This window comes from Paenibacillus sp. F024 (assembly GCF_057814255.1).
In genome coordinates this window covers 78,043-95,048 of record NZ_JBVASZ010000016.1, presented here as the reverse complement: position 1 = coordinate 95,048, position 17,006 = coordinate 78,043, and the positions used below count along the sequence as shown (strand labels likewise).

At 49.0% G+C, this 17,006-nt stretch carries 16 protein-coding genes; 5 read left to right on the top strand and 11 right to left on the bottom strand.

Going from position 1 to position 17,006, the window contains the following annotated elements:
• Positions 1 to 159: 159 nt before the first annotated feature.
• On the bottom strand, positions 160 to 927 hold the full coding sequence (locus tag ACZYR9_RS17230) for a LytR/AlgR family response regulator transcription factor (RefSeq protein ID WP_488979723.1): 768 nt from the start codon (positions 925 to 927) through the stop codon (positions 160 to 162).
• Positions 924 to 2,687 (bottom strand): LytS/YhcK type 5TM receptor domain-containing protein, encoded by a 1,764-nt coding sequence (locus ACZYR9_RS17225; protein ID WP_488979722.1) that lies wholly within the window; start codon positions 2,685 to 2,687, stop codon positions 924 to 926. Before ACZYR9_RS17225 ends, ACZYR9_RS17230 begins: the two co-directional genes overlap by 4 nt.
• Before the next feature lie 334 nt (positions 2,688 to 3,021).
• On the opposite strand from ACZYR9_RS17225, the gene ACZYR9_RS17220 reads away from it, so the two are divergent.
• On the top strand, positions 3,022 to 3,600 hold the full coding sequence (locus ACZYR9_RS17220; protein WP_488979721.1) for an LOG family protein: 579 nt from the start codon (positions 3,022 to 3,024) through the stop codon (positions 3,598 to 3,600).
• A 217-nt stretch (positions 3,601 to 3,817) separates the two neighbouring features.
• Here ACZYR9_RS17220 and ACZYR9_RS17215 read toward each other — a convergent pair whose 3' ends face one another.
• Positions 3,818 to 5,332, bottom strand: a complete 1,515-nt coding sequence (locus ACZYR9_RS17215; RefSeq protein WP_488979720.1) for an ATP-binding protein — start codon at positions 5,330 to 5,332, stop codon at positions 3,818 to 3,820.
• A gap of 132 nt (positions 5,333 to 5,464) precedes the next feature.
• On the opposite strand from ACZYR9_RS17215, the gene ACZYR9_RS17210 reads away from it, so the two are divergent.
• From ACZYR9_RS17210 to ACZYR9_RS17195, 4 genes are all read left to right on the top strand, one after another.
• The gene (locus ACZYR9_RS17210; protein WP_488979719.1) at positions 5,465 to 5,713 is read left to right on the top strand and encodes a spore germination protein; all 249 of its coding nucleotides are present in this window, start codon (positions 5,465 to 5,467) and stop codon (positions 5,711 to 5,713) included.
• 12 nt (positions 5,714 to 5,725) lie between these two features.
• Entirely contained in the window at positions 5,726 to 5,968 is a 243-nt protein-coding gene (locus ACZYR9_RS17205; protein WP_488979718.1) for a spore germination protein, read from the top strand.
• A gap of 24 nt (positions 5,969 to 5,992) precedes the next feature.
• The gene (locus tag ACZYR9_RS17200) at positions 5,993 to 6,427 is read left to right on the top strand and encodes an Hsp20/alpha crystallin family protein (RefSeq protein WP_488979717.1); all 435 of its coding nucleotides are present in this window, start codon (positions 5,993 to 5,995) and stop codon (positions 6,425 to 6,427) included.
• 119 nt (positions 6,428 to 6,546) lie between these two features.
• Complete coding sequence (locus ACZYR9_RS17195; protein WP_488979716.1) at positions 6,547 to 8,061, top strand: LysM peptidoglycan-binding domain-containing protein; 1,515 nt, start codon at positions 6,547 to 6,549, stop codon at positions 8,059 to 8,061.
• A gap of 97 nt (positions 8,062 to 8,158) precedes the next feature.
• Here the strand turns inward: ACZYR9_RS17195 and ACZYR9_RS17190 are convergent, their stop codons facing one another.
• The 8 genes from ACZYR9_RS17190 to ACZYR9_RS17155 form a co-directional block, all read right to left on the bottom strand.
• A complete protein-coding gene (locus tag ACZYR9_RS17190; RefSeq protein WP_488979715.1) occupies positions 8,159 to 8,578 on the bottom strand; it encodes a YkvA family protein in 420 nt (139 codons plus the stop codon).
• Positions 8,579 to 8,730: 152 nt separating this feature from the next.
• Positions 8,731 to 10,401, bottom strand: coding sequence for a Na/Pi cotransporter family protein (locus ACZYR9_RS17185; protein WP_488979714.1), 1,671 nt, complete (start codon positions 10,399 to 10,401; stop codon positions 8,731 to 8,733).
• 313 nt (positions 10,402 to 10,714) lie between these two features.
• Positions 10,715 to 12,229, bottom strand: a complete 1,515-nt coding sequence (gene scpC / locus ACZYR9_RS17180; RefSeq protein WP_488979713.1) for a succinyl-CoA:acetate CoA-transferase ScpC — start codon at positions 12,227 to 12,229, stop codon at positions 10,715 to 10,717.
• A 133-nt stretch (positions 12,230 to 12,362) separates the two neighbouring features.
• Positions 12,363 to 12,992 (bottom strand): LytTR family DNA-binding domain-containing protein, encoded by a 630-nt coding sequence (locus ACZYR9_RS17175; RefSeq protein ID WP_488979742.1) that lies wholly within the window; start codon positions 12,990 to 12,992, stop codon positions 12,363 to 12,365.
• A 38-nt stretch (positions 12,993 to 13,030) separates the two neighbouring features.
• Positions 13,031 to 13,930 (bottom strand): aldo/keto reductase, encoded by a 900-nt coding sequence (locus tag ACZYR9_RS17170; protein WP_488979712.1) that lies wholly within the window; start codon positions 13,928 to 13,930, stop codon positions 13,031 to 13,033.
• Positions 13,931 to 14,122: 192 nt separating this feature from the next.
• Positions 14,123 to 15,103 (bottom strand): ABC transporter permease, encoded by a 981-nt coding sequence (locus tag ACZYR9_RS17165; protein ID WP_488979711.1) that lies wholly within the window; start codon positions 15,101 to 15,103, stop codon positions 14,123 to 14,125.
• On the bottom strand, positions 15,096 to 16,007 hold the full coding sequence (locus tag ACZYR9_RS17160; protein ID WP_488979710.1) for an ABC transporter ATP-binding protein: 912 nt from the start codon (positions 16,005 to 16,007) through the stop codon (positions 15,096 to 15,098). Before ACZYR9_RS17160 ends, ACZYR9_RS17165 begins: the two co-directional genes overlap by 8 nt.
• On the bottom strand, positions 16,004 to 16,762 hold the full coding sequence (locus ACZYR9_RS17155; RefSeq protein WP_488979741.1) for a GDSL-type esterase/lipase family protein: 759 nt from the start codon (positions 16,760 to 16,762) through the stop codon (positions 16,004 to 16,006). Before ACZYR9_RS17155 ends, ACZYR9_RS17160 begins: the two co-directional genes overlap by 4 nt.
• Positions 16,763 to 17,006: the final 244 nt, after the last annotated feature.

The window sequence follows — 17,006 nt, the reverse complement described above, 5'->3', positions numbered from 1 at the left end:
AGATCAGGTGCAGCGTACGTTTTGCAAGCGTTTAATGTAAGCGCTTTTATCAATATTATAGCGTCTCTTTTTTGATGCAGTCTTATTTCGGTGTGAAACGTCGAAATCCGTTCCTTAATTGCAGAAAAACAGTCCTCAACAGACTGTTCTTCGGGTGGGTTATTGTCCCTGCAAAAGCCGAATCAAATCCTTCGCCGCAATCCGGGAAACGGGCACCTTTGTCCGGTTTGCATCCTTCAAAACGGCATTGTATGCACCGTTAAACCAGGGCTCAATCTCTTGAATAAAATCAAGATTCACCAGATAGCTCCGGTGAGGCCGGAAAAACGTGGCACCCAGCCTTTCCTCAAGCTCATGCAGCGTTTGCTTCGTTGAATAAGCGCGGCCGTCGGCCATATGGATATGGGTTACCTTTTCTTCCTTGACCGCGTAGAGAAAAAGCTCCGCTTCCAGCACCACCATACGATCTCCGTCATCGACCAGAAGCTTGTTCCTTTTGAAAGCCTGCGGCGCGGCTGCTTCCGTCTGCTTACTGGCGCCGATCGGAATGCCTCCGGCTTCCGTCTTTCTGGCACGGATGCGATCCAAGGTCCGTCTCAACCGTTCTTCATCATAGGGCTTGAGCAGATAATCTACCGCCTCAAGCTGAAACGCTTCCAACGCATACTGATCATAAGCGGTCGTGAAGACAATAAACGGACGGGGATCCAGCTCTTGCAAACGATAAGACGCTTGAATGCCGTTCATCTCGGGCATTTCGATGTCCAGAAAGACGGCGTTCGGTTTATGCTTTTGCGCAATCTCCAGGGCCTCAACGCCGTTTGCCGCCGACGGGAGCAGCACGATGTCCGGCTCCTTTGAGAGCAAATAGATAAGCTCCTCTCTTGCCAACCGTTCATCCTCGGCAAGCATGACGCGAAGTTTCATTTAGATGTCTCCTTCCATTCCCCGTTTCGATAAGGTATGACTAACGTTACCCGCGCCCCGCCCTCCATCCGGTTCTCGAACGAAAGCGCAGCGTCAGAGCCGAGCAAGCTGATTAAACGCTGATTTACATTGTGCACGCCAAGGCCGGTACTCCCGCTCCCGCTCATCGGAGCGCTGCCCAGCTTGCTAAGAAAATCCTCCCGAATTCCAGACCCATTGTCCTCGACTACGATCCTTACGGTCTCGCCTTCCCGTTTTATTTCAATCCGCACCCAGCCGCCGCTCGATTTCTTATTCAGCCCGTGCTGGATGCTGTTCTCCACGAGCGGCTGCAGCGTCGACGGCGGGATTTGCACCATTTCCAATCCTGGCTCGGCTGTGCATTCCACCTTAAGCTGATCGGCAAATCGAACCCGAATGATCGCCAAATAGGTGCTGATATGCTCCACTTCCTGATAAAGAGGAATCAGCGGCGATTGAGTAATCTTCAGGCTCATCCGCATGAAATGGCCCAGCTGCACCGTCACATGACGTGCATGATCCGGATCGATCCGGATTAAAGTCACGATGGAGTTCAACGTGTTGAACAAAAAATGAGGGTTGATCTGCGCTTGAAGCGCTCTCAGCTCGGCATCCTTCATCAGCGCTTCAAGCTTCTCCGCCAACGCAATCGTCAGCTGACTGGAGATCAGCCTGCTGAAGCCGTACGCAAACTCCACCTCCACCTTCCGGATCTGTTTGGGACTGCGGAAATAAATCTTGATCAATCCTGCGGTTTGGCCCGATTGGTTGAACGGCACGATGAGGGCCGCCCCCAAAGCTTCATGATGAGGCTGAATCTGATCGCGGTGTATGGCCTTCTGAATTTTACCGGTTCGGATCGCCTGCTTGGACAACTCCGTTATGAGGGGTTCCCCGGGAACGTGTCGGGATGTGCCGATACCTGCATGGGCAAGGATCCGCTGCGTATCCGTCACGGCCACCGCATCGGCCTGCAGCTCACGCATCAATATGGATGCGGTTGCCTCTGCTGTCGTATAGGTCAGCCCCTCCTTCAGATGGGGAAGAACCATCTCAGCAATCGTCAAGGCCCGCTGCGTCTCCAGCGCCGCCGCGCGTTCTTCTTCTTTGAGCGCAACCTGAATCATGGCGACAAAAATGGCGATCCCGATACTATTGGCAATCACCATGGGAACGCCTACACGATCGACAAGCGTAATGGCCGTTTCCGAGGAGGTGGTGAATACCAGCAGAATGCCCATTTGCAAAATGGGGGCAAATACCCCGATAAACATGGCCTTGATCGGAGCGATGATCCTCTCTTCATAAAAAAACCGGGCCACAAGCCCCGCCAGAAGTCCGATCAAAGGAGTGGAAACCGCATAAGAAGGACCTGCAAGACCTCCGAGCAAAAAGGCATGAAGCCCGGCCACAAGCCCGGCCCCGGCCCCCACGAATGCCCCGCCAAGCAAGCCTGCCATCACCACTCCGATGAGTGCGGAATGCGCCATGATCTCATCCGGTCCTAGGGCGGACACCCAAAACGTCGAATCGATCTCCACCGGGCTTACCACGGCACCCGAATACGTCCCCGCAATCCCGATCAAGCCAAACAACAGGGCAAATACGGTTCCCGTCCGGACATCCATCTCCCGATCCAATATATTCCGAAAAAGAGGAATTCGGGTCAAGGTGAACATCAGGATCAGCAGCATTCCCATACGTTCGAACAATACCAGTAAGAGCTGTTCCAAAAGCATTCCTCCCGCCGCTCAGGCGAAAGCCCATTTTAATGATGATAAAGTGTACATTTTCAACTGCTTTTATCGCAAGAAATGCTTCATCTAAACCACGAATGGTTCATCATCGAAAAGACTTCGATCGGAAGCTTTTCTTATATTAAACATCACCTAATTTATCTCTCACCTATTCAGGATAATCGTTTGTTTTCATTCACGCAATCGGTATTTCCTATTTCGGTATCATGCTGACCGACCTTGATGATGGCCCCTTTCGTCTTGAGCATATTTTTCATTCTCCAAATATAGTATATTATAAAAGAATATCATCTATATATAGTGTGGGGTGGACAAGTTGAAATCGATCTGTGTTTTTGCCGGATCCAATGTGGGTGTGCATCCTGATTACCAAATCAAAGCTGCCGAGCTTGGAGAGGTTATTGCTCAGAAAAAGGTTCGATTAATTTACGGCGGCTCCAGGATCGGGTTAATGGGTGAAATTGCCAACGCCGTTCTGAAGGGCGGAGGCGAGGCGATCGGTATCATGCCCAAAGGATTATTTCGCGGGGAAATGGTGCATCAGGAGCTCACCCAGTTCATCGAAGTAAAAAGCATGCATGAGCGCAAAGCGAAAATGGCGGAGCTGGCGGATGGATTTATTGCTTTACCCGGAGGCTTCGGAACCTATGAGGAGCTGTTTGAGGCCTTGTGCTGGTCGCAAATCGGAATCCACCAAAAGCCTGTCGGCATCCTCAATATCAGAAATTATTTTGATCCTTTGATGAATCTGATTCATCACAGCATTGGCGAAGGCTTCTCCAATGCATCGCATCTCCGTTTGCTCTACAGCTCCAGTGAACCTGCGGAGTTGATCCATCACATGGAAAGCCATGTGCCTCCCTTGCTTGAGCGAAAGTGGAAGCAGCTTGATTAATTTGTAAGAACAAAAATCCTGCCCGCTTTCTCCTGTTGCCAATCGCTCAATTACAGGTGATCCCAAACCATGCCAACAGCCGTCCGTTAATAGAAGGAGTAGATAGAGCAATATTTTCTTGACGATGCCGCGCTTCTCTTGATGCTGCGATTTCCTGGCTAATATACAAAAAGAGGCGGATCCGGATTCAGGGTCGGCCTCTTGCTTCAGTACAAACCTATGTCCTAATGGCTAACGGAAGTTGAATAGTGACCTGCGTTCCGCTCCCCTCCCGGCTGTCTATCAGCAGATCCCCGCCGTAGCTGTCGAGAATCCGCTTGCAAACCACAAGACCCAATCCCGTGCCATCCTCCTTCATCGTGAAAAAAGGCGTGAATATATGTTTAAGATTTTCCGGAGATATGCCTTTGCCGGTATCCCTAATGTTCACCCAGGCATAGTTCCCCGATCTTTCAGAAGATATAAACAGGCGGCCTCCTGATTCCATGGCCTCCAAGGCATTTTTAGTCAAATTGAGTACAATTTGCTTGAGATGGTCCTTTGAAACCATAATATACAACGGTTCTGTCGTTTTCTGAATCGATAGCTGGACATTGTATAAATGGGCTTCCGATTCAATCAGAGGAATGATTTCCCTCAGGATATCATTGACATGATTGATCTCCTTCGAGGCGATCGTCGGTTTTCCAATAACCAGCAGCTCACTTACAATCGAATTAATCCGATCCACTTCGGTTTGTATTAACGAGAGGTAGTATTGGTCCTGTTCGTCCTTATACTTCTTGCCCAGTAATGAGATAAACCCCTTGATTCCGGTAAGAGGATTCCTGATCTCATGTGCCGTGCTTGCCGCAATGGTCCCGATCAGCCTCAGCTTGTCCGCTTCATTCTGGCTGAGCTCTCTGGCCATCTTACGTTTAAGCCTAAAGGCTTGAACGAACATAAAAAAGATATGCGCCACAACCATGCTCAGGATTAACTGCTGCAAAAACGGTTTAACCACCGAATGCTGGTAATCCATACTGATCATTGAATTGACTTTCCAAGGCACAGCCTCCAGCTGGACAAAGGAGCCGGCCCACCGACGATCGCCGGGGATTTCTCTGGTCTGAAACAAAATTTGCCCTTTCTCGTCTATAAGCTGGATCGCCTCATCCCTGACTAATTCCCGGATAATCTCCTCCATGACCAGCAATTGTATGCTTCCAATCAACACACCCTTGATCTGACCCGCTTGATTGGCAACCGGCGTTGCAACGGAAAAAACATATCTTCCCGTCACTCTTCCTAAATGCGATTCCGAAATTTGAGTCTTTCCTGTGCGCAGAGCCTTCTGTAAATAGTCACGGTCCGAAAGATTAACTTTTTCTGTAAGCGGATTCGAACTGCTTAGGATGTCTCCATCCGTATTCACCCAATAGAATCCGGAAAAGCGGCGATCTTTTTCATGCATTTCCTTCAATACATTGGCAAGAAGATGATCATGATTTTCTTGATGATTCAAAACGACGGCCAGACTCTCTAATCTGCCGATCGTTTCACCGATAAAATTTTCGATATACATGGCATGGAAGCTTGCGTATCTATGAGCTTCGTCTTCCAATTGGGAATAGGAGCTCTGAGATTTAAAATGCAAATAGATCAAGCTGTAACCGCATACCGGCAGAACCACAATCAGAATATAGAAAAAGACATTATTCTTTATTATCGCTGGTTTCCATTTCTTATACATCCAAGGTGCTCCTCAAGCAGGTATGTTTTTATACCTATCATAACATACAGACGTTCTCGAAAAAATCTTAATCTCTAGGCCGACACCCGCATATAATGTTAAGGTAACACCGCTGCAGATCGGTTAGGGGGGATGCCATTGTCTACGGTCATTAACATTTTCTCCATGAAAATCAACAGCATCTCCAACAACGGATCGGTCAATATTGGGGAATCCTTCCATAACAGCCACACGGCCAATTCAAAATCGACAGGCTCCAATTCTTCATATGGCGATCATGGAACAACTATGGCGAACATGAAAAATATATATGTCGATCCCGACGTCAATGATCAAACTCAACCGGGTAACGCGGATACAGTCAATGCCAATCAAATTTAGGAGGATGTGCGCATGCCTTATCTCATAAATATCTTCAATATGAAAACCAACGGTGTCACGCAGAACGGAAATATCGATATTGGCGCCACGGTCCATAACAGCCATACGGCCAATACCAAGCTGGTCGGATCGAATTTTGCTCTGGGTGATCTGTCACCCACGTTTTCCAGAATGTTTAACGGTGTGGTAGACCCGGATATCAGCGATCAGGACCAAATCGCCAACCCATCGGCTCCGGTATCCAACCAATTTTAAGGAATTCCTTCGGGAGTGAGCGAGATGAATATGAAAAAAGTAAAGGAATGGATGGAGCTTGCAAACCAATGTGCCAATGGCGACTTTTGGGATACGCTGATGGAACCGAACGAAAAAAACGACTCTCCGCGAATTGCCAATGAGGGGTGGAATCCGCCAATCGACATATTCAATACAAGCGATGAAACCTTCATTCTTGTAGAATTGCCCGGGGTTCGAAAGGAAGAGCTGGATCTGACGATCACTGGAGATTCTCTAAGGATCAAAGGCATAAAGAATAACCGGATCAGCATAGAGGAGTCTATCCGGACCGAACGCTATACGGGCACCTTCGAACGCAGCATCCGCCTTCCTTATCCCGTTCAACTGAATACGGTATCCGCCAAATTGGCCGAGGGCATGCTGATCCTCCGATTCCCTCTCCCTCCTTATAGAGAATCCAAAATATCTGTTGAATAACTTTGAATCTTGTAAAATACCGTGAAAAACCAGAGATCTCAAAATAAAAAGTCTCCTTGGGCGGGCTTTTTGCATAGCTTAGTACGATGAAACGATAAAACGGTAAAGGAGGATAGCCCTTGCTGACTTATGTGGTTCAACCCGGTGACAGTCTATATCAGATTGCCAGACGATTTGGAATCACGGTAGACGCGATCATGAAAGCCAACCGTTTGACTTCAGCCACATTGGTCATTGGGCAAATGTTAACCATCCCGGTCTCCATCCCCTTCATCTATACCGTACAGCCGGGAGATTCGCTTTATTCGATCGCCCTTCGATTCAATACGTCGGTAGAGGCTATTATGCTGCTTAACAAGCTGACTTCAGCCGCGCTGCAAGTGGGTCAAAAGCTGCGTATTCCCGTCTACACAGAGGCCGTTGTCAGTGCAGATACGGCTAATGTACGCAGCGGTGCGGGAACAGGGTTTCCGGTGATCGCCCGTATGGACCGCGGCGCCCGCCTTCCCGTGACAGGTACTGCGGGAGATTGGTTTCGGGTCCGTCTGTATAACGGCAAACCGGGTTGGATATTTCGCGATATCGCAAGAGGGGTCCCGCATGACGGAGAACGTCCGATTCAGGAAATATTCAGTTATTATACGGAAAAAGAAGGCCCTACACTGCCCAGCTCTTACAAGGACTTTGCTGAACACACCGCCCTGCAATCGAATACCGGCATGTTCCATTTCCGCATCGATCGTGAAAGCCCGACCCAGGTAGAGAAATTTCCCGAGTTTGATGATGCGTATATGCGCAACGTCGTCGGCTTTGCACACCGTCACAATGTGAAAATGCTCGCTACGATCCATAATCTGCTGTATGTAAGAGGTCATCAGGAAGTCAACAAAGAAGTGATTCGGAGTATGCTGACCGCCTCCGATACCCGTAAAGCTTTTATCCAAAGCGTCATCAAAACCTTGCAAACCTACGGCTTTGACGGCGTAAATATCGATTTTGAAGATGTTCATTATGAAGACAGGGAGCCGCTTCATTCGTTTTACAAAGAATTGGGTCACGAGCTGAGAAAAGCGGGCTATTATTATTCCGTCGCCGCCCCGTCACGAATCTCTGACAAACCGACAAACCCTTTCTCCGCTCCCTTCAATTATGCGGTGATTGGTGAGGCAGTCGATGAATTTGTAGCTATGCTTTATAACGAGCACGGTTGGCCGGGAAGCGGCCCCGGACCTGTCGTTTCCATCGGATGGATGGAGAGTGTCGTCAAGTATGCCTTAACCAAGATGCCGGGCAGGAAAATTACGGCCGCGGTTTCCGTATTCGGCTTTGATTTTAATTTGACGACCGGACGGAACGCCTACGTGACTTACGATATGGCGATGGAACGGGCCAAAAAATATAACAAGACGGTCATTTTTGATGAGAAAACGCAAACGCCTATGTTCGCCTATACGGATGAATCGGGAAATAAGCATGAGGTATGGTTTGAAAATGCAGCGAGCATTCGCGCGAAGCTGCTCTTAGCCCATCGCTTGGGCATCCGGGGAATTGCCCTTTGGCGTATAGGGATGGAGGATCCCGAGATATGGACCATGCTGGAAAAGGAATTTGTCGTAGTCAAAAGCGTTACCTAGCTTGATTTCGAAACGGTAAAGGGCTGTCTCCTCCGTCGCTATGACAAAGGGACAGCCCATTTTATGTGTACGTTACTTTACCGCGGATCGAGACCTATCATCGTTTTTCTGAAGGCAATTCTCCTTCATCAACCATCTGTGCGTCCACATCAATAACATCCTGGTGCGAAACCGCATCTTCTCCAAAGAAATCCTTCAACTTATTTTTCGCTTTTTGTTTCACATCCTGATCGATGTTCATCGCAACCGCGCCTACAGCTAACATCAGCGCCCCTAAGTCATCTACGTAACCGACGACAGGTAGAAGATCCGGAACGATATCCAACGGCAGGATCAAGTAGCCTAATGCCCCATAAATCTGCACCTTGGCCTTCATGGGTACATTGGGGCTCTCCAGCGCGTAATAAAGCAGCAAGCCGCTGTATACGACTTTCATTCCCGCATCCTTGGCATATTTGCTCAGCTTCGACCATAGGCCCTGCTCCGAGTAATGCCTTTCATACTTTGAATGATCCATTCCTGAAAACCTCCTTTTGGAATAGGTCGGCGTCAGCTTGGCTGGCTATCCTTATTATAGTTGCCGAGCAAGCTCCTTACAACATCGTCGGGCGCGTTCATTGCCGGTTATGACGAACGGTTTACCTGTCTCCGTTCACTGTACAAGCTGGTTCATAATTTAGCGTCGGGTTCCCCTGCCGCCTCTACGGCCGCGTGGGGCGGTTCTTTACTTTCACCGTACAGAGTATATTGGGCGATGTTTTTACAATGATCCCCTATTCGTTCCAAATTACTAAGGATATCGAGATATATAGCACCTGAATCGCCTGTACATAAATTCTGGTTTAACCGGTAAATATGGCCTTTACGGAACACATTTTCCATCCGATCCAATTCAGATTCGTTGGTCAGAACTCGCTCCGCCGCTTTCCTGTCGTTATGCTCCAGAGCCTGCAAAGCTAGCTCTACCGTTTGATCAGCGAGCTCCAGCATCCGTTTCAAATCGCGTTCCGCATCCTCGGAAAACTCAACCTGCTTGCTGATTCTAAGCTCCGACAGCTCGATGATATTTTCCGCGTGGTCACCGATCCGTTCGATATCATTAATGGTCTGCATTAAAATAGACGCTTTTTCCGATTCACCTACCGGCAATCCGGTTTGTTGGATTTTGACCATATACTCGGTAATTTTACGATCCAATTCATTAATCAACTGCTCTTTTTGCAGGGCTAAATTGGCCACCTTCTCGTCTTTGTTAAAAAAGTAATGAGAAGCATCATTCAACGTTTCTCTCGCAAATCTTCCCATACGCACAATTTCATGCTGGGCTTGTCCCAATGCGACCGATGGTGTGGCCAACAGCCTGGGATCCAGAAATTTTGCTTTAAATTCAAGTTCCTGCATCTCGCCCGGAACGATTTTCGTTACAATCCATGCCAATACAGGGACTAACGGAAGGAAAATAAGGGTGTTGGTTACGTTGAAAAGACCATGCGCATAAGCAATTTGCATCCGGATGTTGACATCTTCTCCTAACCACATCACAAGGTTGTACACAATCGGCAAAGCCGAAACAAATATAATCGTACCCGCCACGTTAAAGATAACATGAACCAGAGCGGCACGCTTGGCGGCAACGGTTGCACCGATAGCCGCCAGTACGGCTGTAATGGTCGTACCGATATTATCCCCGAATAAAACCGGCAATGCAGGCCGCAGGGCAATCATTCCCTCATCCGCAATGGTCTGCAGAATCCCGATCGTTGCACTGGAGCTTTGAACGATCATCGTAAACACGGTTCCCACGATGACCCCTAATATAGGATTGTAAGATAATTGCACCATAAAATCGGTGAAGGCGGGCAATTCTCTTAACGGCTTGAGTCCGCCTCCCATAATTGATAACCCAAGGAACAGCGTACCGAATCCAAAAATAATTTGACCGATGTACTGATACATCTTTTTACGCATGAAAAAGAGGAAAAAGGCTCCGACCCCAATAATCGGCAGCGCATAGTTTTCAATTTTGATACCGACAATAAACGCCGTCATGGTCGTACCGATATTGGCTCCCATAATGACTCCGATCCCTTGTCTCAACGTCATTAGGCCTGCATTGATCAAGCCTATGGCCATAACGGTCGTCCCGGTGGAGGTTTGAATGAGAATGGTCACCATGATACCTACAATAACCCCCAAAACCGGGTTGGAGGTATAGGTAGCCAGCAGGTTCCTCATTTTATCTCCCGCTGTTTTTTGCAAGCCTTCCGACATATACTTAATGCCAAATAAAAAAATACCTAATCCCCCGACAAACTTAAATATGATATCCTGCCAATCCATCCTGAAATCCTCCTTTGATTTCGAATTTCTATCTATACCAAAAAAGCAGCAGCTTCAATTATCCCTCCGCATCCTTATCATCTCTTACTTTACATTAAACCATAAATATAGAAACCATAGGTTCAGCCTTCAGTATATACGAACTTTACTTGATTGGTCATGACCTTTTTTACAAAATGTCAACATTTGTCGGATGCTTTAAGCATTTGGATCTGAAAACGTGAAAAAAGCACCCTATAGGGTGCTTTTCCGTGTCTTATCGCGGATAAACCCGGCCTGCCATTAGCTTTGGCCGCAGCTTAAAACCATGTGTTTAACCCCTTTGCAATACCTTCTGCAGCATAGTCCCGGACTGTGTGTAATGGATATGCCAAGACAGCGCCTTTTCCAAAACATGAGGGGTTTGCCCTCCTCTGGTGAGGGCTTCCTTATAGTATTCCATTAAGGACTCGCGGTACATCGGATGGGCACAGCGCTCAATAATGAGCTCGGCACGCTCTCTCGGCGCCAATCCGCGTAAATCGGCATAGCCTTGCTCGGTAACAACCACATCCACATCGTGCTCAGTATGATCCACATGAGAAACAAAAGGCACGATACTCGAGATATCCCCGTTTTTGGCAATCGATTTTGTTACAAAAATCGCGAGACGGGCGTTTCGGGCAAAATCACCCGAGCCTCCAATGCCATTCATCATGTTCGTTCCCATCACATGAGTAGAGTTGACGTTGCCGTAAATATCGAACTCCAACGCCGTGTTGATCGCGATTAATCCCATACGGCGAATCACTTCAGGGTGATTGGAGATCTCCTGCGGCCTTAAAATAAGACGCTCACGGTATTTCTCAAGATGAGGGAACACTTCCTCCATCTTCGAACCGGACAGCGTAATGGAGCAGCAGGAGGCAAAGCGGACTTTATCCGCATCCATCAAATCGAATACGGCGTCCTGCAGCACCTCGGAATAAACCTCCAAATCCGTAAATTCCGATTTTAGGAGGCCATGAAAGACCGCATTGGAGACTGATCCGATGCCCGATTGCAGAGGGGCAAGCCGATTGGTCAGGCGTCCCTCCCGGACCTCCTGACGCAAAAAGGAAATCAGATGCTGGGCGATCATTTCCGTTTCCTTATCCGGAGCCGTGATGGTGGAAGGAGAATCGGTCTGGTTTGTAAAGACAATTCCCCGAATTTTGCTCACATCCACCGGTATTCCTGCGGTTCCGATCCGATCATCCGGCTTCGTTAAAGGTATAGGCAGGCGATCCCCTTGTTTGCCTGGCTCGTACAAATCATGGAGTCCTTCCAATGCCTGCGGCTGCGCCATATTGATTTCAACAATGATCGATTTCGCGTGCTGCGCGAAAACCATCGAGTTGCCCACGGAGGTCGTCGGGATAATCATACCGTCTTCTGTAATTGCAATCGCTTCCACGACAGCGAAATCAATCGGGTCCAGAACATTCCCGCGTACCATTTCCGAGGTCTTCGATAAGTGCTGATCTATAAAGTAAAATTCGCCTTGGTTAATTTTTTTCCGCATCGTAGGATCGGCCTGGAAAGGAAGACGCTTATTCAGCAAGCCGACTTCAGCGAATAATTTATCAATATCCGATCCCAATGAAGCACCGGTGTAAACGTTCACTTTCAATTTTTCAGTTTTCCCGCGCTCCGCCAGCGCCATCGGAACCGCTTTTGCATCTCCTGCACGAGTAAAGCCGCTCAGTCCCAATGTCATCCCGTCTTTAATCCAGGAAGCAGCTTCTTGAGCAGACACGACTTTGTGCTGCAGCAACGGGTTTCTGATACGATGATAAACGCTTTCCAAAGGGCTCTCCCCCAATCGACTTAGGTTTACAATTATTTTAAACGATGGCCGTCAAGGGAGAGGGGTTTTGGGATGAAATCGTTTAAAATCAGGACAGAACACCGGAATCGTCAACTGAAGCAGAGAAATCCCGTCAGAAGCCAAGCAGCTTCCGGAAATAACTGGTGTACGATTGACTGACCGTAATCTTGGTTTGGTTTTTCATGATCAGCACCAGGGTCGAATGAGTATCGGGATAAATTTCCCTGATATGATTGACATTCACGATATATGAACGATGGCAGCGCACGAAGTCATCCTTGGGCAAAAGAAAATCGAATTCATTCAACGTATATTTATGCGTTCCGGACAGCTTTTCGCTTACCACATACGTTTTGCGGTCGCTTGCTTCCAAATACATCACTTCCGAATAAGGAATCGGAACCCAGCCGTCTTGATATTTGACGGTGACAACCGATTTTCCGGTCGTTAAAGTGGGAAAAATCGCAGAAACGCAGCCCGTGAGGGTTCCTTCATGGATTAAAGGAACCGCCATGCCGTAATAAGGCACTCCAAAGATATCGCGGTCAATAAATTCGGAGATTTTTTGTTTCGCGGTTAACGCTTTATGCGTAATGGTTCCCTCTTTAATCGGATCGCCCGGCTTGATTTTCAGATTGATTCTTTTGCTTGGCCGGTAATAGACATATTCCGTTAGGTTTGAAACGGCGATAGAGGTTTCGTCAGAGAATAACTCCCCTACCGCATCAAACATGGAATTCATAATAAAATGTTCCAAGTTACGCACCTTCTTCGAAACCATCATACGATATCGAGGGGAACTTTTCTAGAAGGAGCCGGGAAGACTTCGTCCAGTCGTTTTACCTCCTCTTCCGTTAATTCAATGCGTCCTGCCGCGGCGTTTTGGATAACATGCTCTTCTGTCGACGCTTTAGGTATGGCAATGACTTCGCCGCTTCGGATACACCATGCCAACAGAAGCTGAAACGGTGTAATTTCATGCCTCTCAGCGATGTCCTTGACCACCGGGTTCTCCACCAGTCCTCTTCTTAAAGATCCGGCCTGTGCCATCGGACAGTAGGCCATAATCGGCATGCGGTGCTCTCTTTGCCAAGGCAGCAGGTCGTATTCTATGCCTCGGGAGCCCAAATGATACAGCACTTGATTGGTTACACAATGCTTGCCTTTATTCATACGGGTCAATTCTTTCATGTCTTCCGTATCCAAATTCGAGACGCCCCATCTCAAAATCTTGCCCGCTTCCACCAAACGCTCCATGCCTTCGATCATTTCGCTTAAGGGGACGCTCCCTCTCCAATGAAGCAGATAAAGGTCGAGCCTGTCCGTCTTGAGCCGCTTCAGGCTGTCTTCGCAGCTCTTGGCTATACGGCCCAATCCCGAGTTATGCGGGTATACCTTGGATACCAGAAACACATCATCTCTTATTCCTTCGATGGCCTCTCCAACCAGAGACTCCGATCGGCCGTCACCATACATTTCGGCCGTATCGATCAGGGACATTCCGAGCTCCACGCCGAGTCTTAAGGTTTGAATCTCTTCTTTTCTCTTCGACGGCTCATCCCCGATATACCAGGTTCCCTGACCCAGTCTGGGCAGTAAGGTTCCGTCCGGAAGCTGGACCTGATGTTTGCCGTTAGCGGTTTGAATCTGTTGAATTTGACCACGATCAAGTGCAGCCATATTTCCCATCTCCTTCATTTTGTCGAAGCTATTATTCCCTTATGGACCGGGTTAAACCCCCATCCTTTCTTACCCAACCCTTTCATTGATTTATACCCTTGTTTCAAGGAAACCATAAGGTCATCATTTCAGTTATTTTCCTTTTACACGGGCGTTATTGGGACGATGACCTGATGATGATCAAGCGTTTTTTCAATACACATCCCGTCGGGTAAACGATACGAAAGAAATGATCAGCGCCGCGGCGCCCCAGACCAGCAGCACCAGCAGCGAGGAGCCGAGCGTCATGCCGGCGATCGGCGGAGCCGCGTCCTCCAGGTAATCAATGAGCTGCAGATTGACCATAAACAGATATTTTGCCGATTCCCAAGAAGCGACCATCGCATTCAGGATCGTCCCGGCTATGAGGCACGCCAGCATAATCCCCATGACCGCGGCGGTGCTTCGAACCAGAACAGAGAGCATAAACGTGATCGTAGCGACCACAACCGAAACAAACCACGCCAACCCCAGGGCCATCAGGATAAACTGCCACTGAGGCAGCATATGCACACCCGAGGAATCCAGCTGTCCCTCGCTTACCGAGAAACCGGTAAGAACCGGCGTGGTCCAGCCCTGAAAGCCGAATACCAGACCCGAAATGACGGCTGACAGCAATCCGAACAGCGTAATGATGACCGACACCGATAAAAGCAGCGCCAAATATTTACTGAGTAAAATCCGCCATCTCCTTACCGGTCTGGTCAGCAGTACCTTCATGGTGCCGGAGCTGTGCTCCGAGGATACGAGATCCGCCGCAATCACCATCACCATTAAGGGCAGGAGAAGATGGATGCTGTTCTCCACAAAGCCCCTGACGAACGTCGGGGCTCCCGGTTCGGACGGGTTAATGTCGCGGTCCAGATAATACCGCTGCTGCGCAATGCGAATCTCCAGACTTTGCCGCGCTTCCTCCGTTGTCCGGGGATTTGTCAACCGGTTCTCCCAATTGGCAATCCTCTGCTCCAAAGCCGTACGCCAATCGATATCTCCGAATCGCTTGCGGTTTTCTTCCGCCTGCCGATACTGGGCATACGTAAACAAGGAGATCAAGATCCCGATAATCAGCGTAACGACCAAAAGTCTTCTTTTGCCGGTCAGCTTCACCATCTCGTTATAAACCAGATTAATCAATGCTTTGCCCTCCCGTCAGCTCAATAAACAGATCCTCGAGAGAGGGCAGCTTGCGGCTCATCTCCGTTACGGTTACTCCGGCTTCTACCAGCGCTTGATTCCACTGTCCGACCTCCTGCTCGATATAAGGGGTCGTTACGGTATCGCCCTCTATTTGTACCGAGCCCGTCAGCCCCTGCAAAACCCGAACCCCCTTCGATAAAGGGGACAGCCTCCAGACGATTCTTTCCTGTTGAGCCAGAAGGCTGTGCACCGTGCCCACTTGAACCACTTGTCCTTTAGAAATAATCGCAACCCGGTCGCACATCAGCTGAATTTCACTTAATAAATGACTCGACACCAGGACGCTCAAGCCTTCTTTTTCGGCCAAATACCTGATGAACTCCCGCATCTCCCGAATACCGGAGGGGTCCAGCCCGTTGGTGGGCTCATCCAAAATCAGCACCTTCGGACTCCCCAGTAAAGCTTGGGCAATACCAAGCCTTTGGCGCATTCCCAGCGAGTAGGTCTTCACTTTATCGTGTATTCTTGCGCTGAGCCCGACCAGCTCCACCACTTTCGAAATCCGCGCCTCGTCAATCCCGTCCATCATCCGGGCAAAATACTGCAGATTGCTCCATCCGCTCAAGTAGGAGTACAGCTCCGGATTCTCGACGATACAGCCCAGATTCCTCATCGCCTCCGGAAACTGCTTATCGATATCATAGCCGCATATTCGAATGAAGCCCGCCGTAGGCTTAATCAGCCCAACCAGCATACGAATGGTTGTCGTTTTCCCGGCGCCGTTAGGCCCCAGGAAACCAAATACCTCGCCGCGCTTCAGTTCAAAGTCGAGGCCTTGAATGATTTCCCGCTTCCCGATGACCTTTCTCAGCCCCTGTACCGAAAGTGTAATCTCACTCATGAATCCGCCTCCTGCCAAGTAATTAACGCAGCTACCCTTTCCCCAATTAAACGGTACCCGGCCGCATTAGGATGGAACATGTCGTTGGCCAAAACATTCTGCACCTTCCATTGAAACAAATCGAAGGTCGGAACCGGGACCGTTTGCGGATACCGGGCCGCAACCTCGGCGGCGTTATAGTTCCAGTCCCTTACAATCCTGCTTGTCGCTTCCGAATCCTGCAGCTCAATGAACGGATTGTACAAGCCGATCAGAAAAATCCTCGCGGCGGCGTTCTCCTCCCGAAGCTGCTTCAAAATCCCGTCCAGCTCCTGCAAATAGGCATCCTTAATGTCTTGAATTCTCACCGGTTCCAGATGCCCCAGCGTCTCCCCGCCCCGGAACAAGTCATTCCCGCCTATGCTGATGACAATGACGTCAGCGGCCTTCACTTGAACCTGAAGGCTGCCTTCCTGCAAAAGTGCAGCCAGCTGGCCGGACGTTTGCCCGTTTATCCCGGCATTCTCCATCACAATCTCTTGCTCTGACTTCTCCTTTAGACGATCAAGCAAATAGCCGACATAGCCTTTCCCCTCCGGATCCCCGGTGCCTCTGGTTAACGAATCGCCAAGAGCAAGCACACGGAAGCTCCCGTCATCCTCCACCACAGGTACGGGCGGCTTCGCTTCGGCCGATTCCGGAGCTCTCTGTGCAAGGACAGGAGCTGCCGGCGCATCGCTAAAGTAATGCTGCAGCGTCCAGGCCACCCCCCCCATCCATACCAGTAAGGATACCGCCGATATCATCATAAGCCATTGAATCGATCTCTCTCTCTCATTGCGCTCCCCTTCACCTTCCCCATTTCCGTTTTTTTCCGAACATAGCACACAAAGCTGAAAGGAAGCTGAAAAAGTGAAAAATAGTTAGGCTTAAAGCCCAGCTTTTTATAGAGATCCTTTGAAACGCGGGAGACTCCGATTTTCAAAAAGAAAGGACAGGCCGAATGAAGTCATCATTCGT

Coding starts and splice junctions, on each gene's coding strand:
- ACZYR9_RS17230 (WP_488979723.1), bottom strand. CDS start 927: ATGAAACTTCGCGTCATGCTTGCCGAGGATGAACGGTTGGCAAGAGAG.
- ACZYR9_RS17225 (WP_488979722.1), bottom strand. CDS start 2,687: ATGCTTTTGGAACAGCTCTTACTGGTATTGTTCGAACGTATGGGAATG.
- ACZYR9_RS17215 (WP_488979720.1), bottom strand. CDS start 5,332: ATGTATAAGAAATGGAAACCAGCGATAATAAAGAATAATGTCTTTTTC.
- ACZYR9_RS17210 (WP_488979719.1), top strand. CDS start 5,465: ATGCCATTGTCTACGGTCATTAACATTTTCTCCATGAAAATCAACAGC.
- ACZYR9_RS17205 (WP_488979718.1), top strand. CDS start 5,726: ATGCCTTATCTCATAAATATCTTCAATATGAAAACCAACGGTGTCACG.
- ACZYR9_RS17200 (WP_488979717.1), top strand. CDS start 5,993: ATGAATATGAAAAAAGTAAAGGAATGGATGGAGCTTGCAAACCAATGT.
- ACZYR9_RS17190 (WP_488979715.1), bottom strand. CDS start 8,578: ATGGATCATTCAAAGTATGAAAGGCATTACTCGGAGCAGGGCCTATGG.
- ACZYR9_RS17185 (WP_488979714.1), bottom strand. CDS start 10,401: ATGGATTGGCAGGATATCATATTTAAGTTTGTCGGGGGATTAGGTATT.
- ACZYR9_RS17175 (WP_488979742.1), bottom strand. CDS start 12,992: ATGAATTCCATGTTTGATGCGGTAGGGGAGTTATTCTCTGACGAAACC.
- ACZYR9_RS17170 (WP_488979712.1), bottom strand. CDS start 13,930: ATGGCTGCACTTGATCGTGGTCAAATTCAACAGATTCAAACCGCTAAC.
- ACZYR9_RS17160 (WP_488979710.1), bottom strand. CDS start 16,007: ATGAGTGAGATTACACTTTCGGTACAGGGGCTGAGAAAGGTCATCGGG.
- ACZYR9_RS17155 (WP_488979741.1), bottom strand. CDS start 16,762: ATGGGGGGGGTGGCCTGGACGCTGCAGCATTACTTTAGCGATGCGCCG.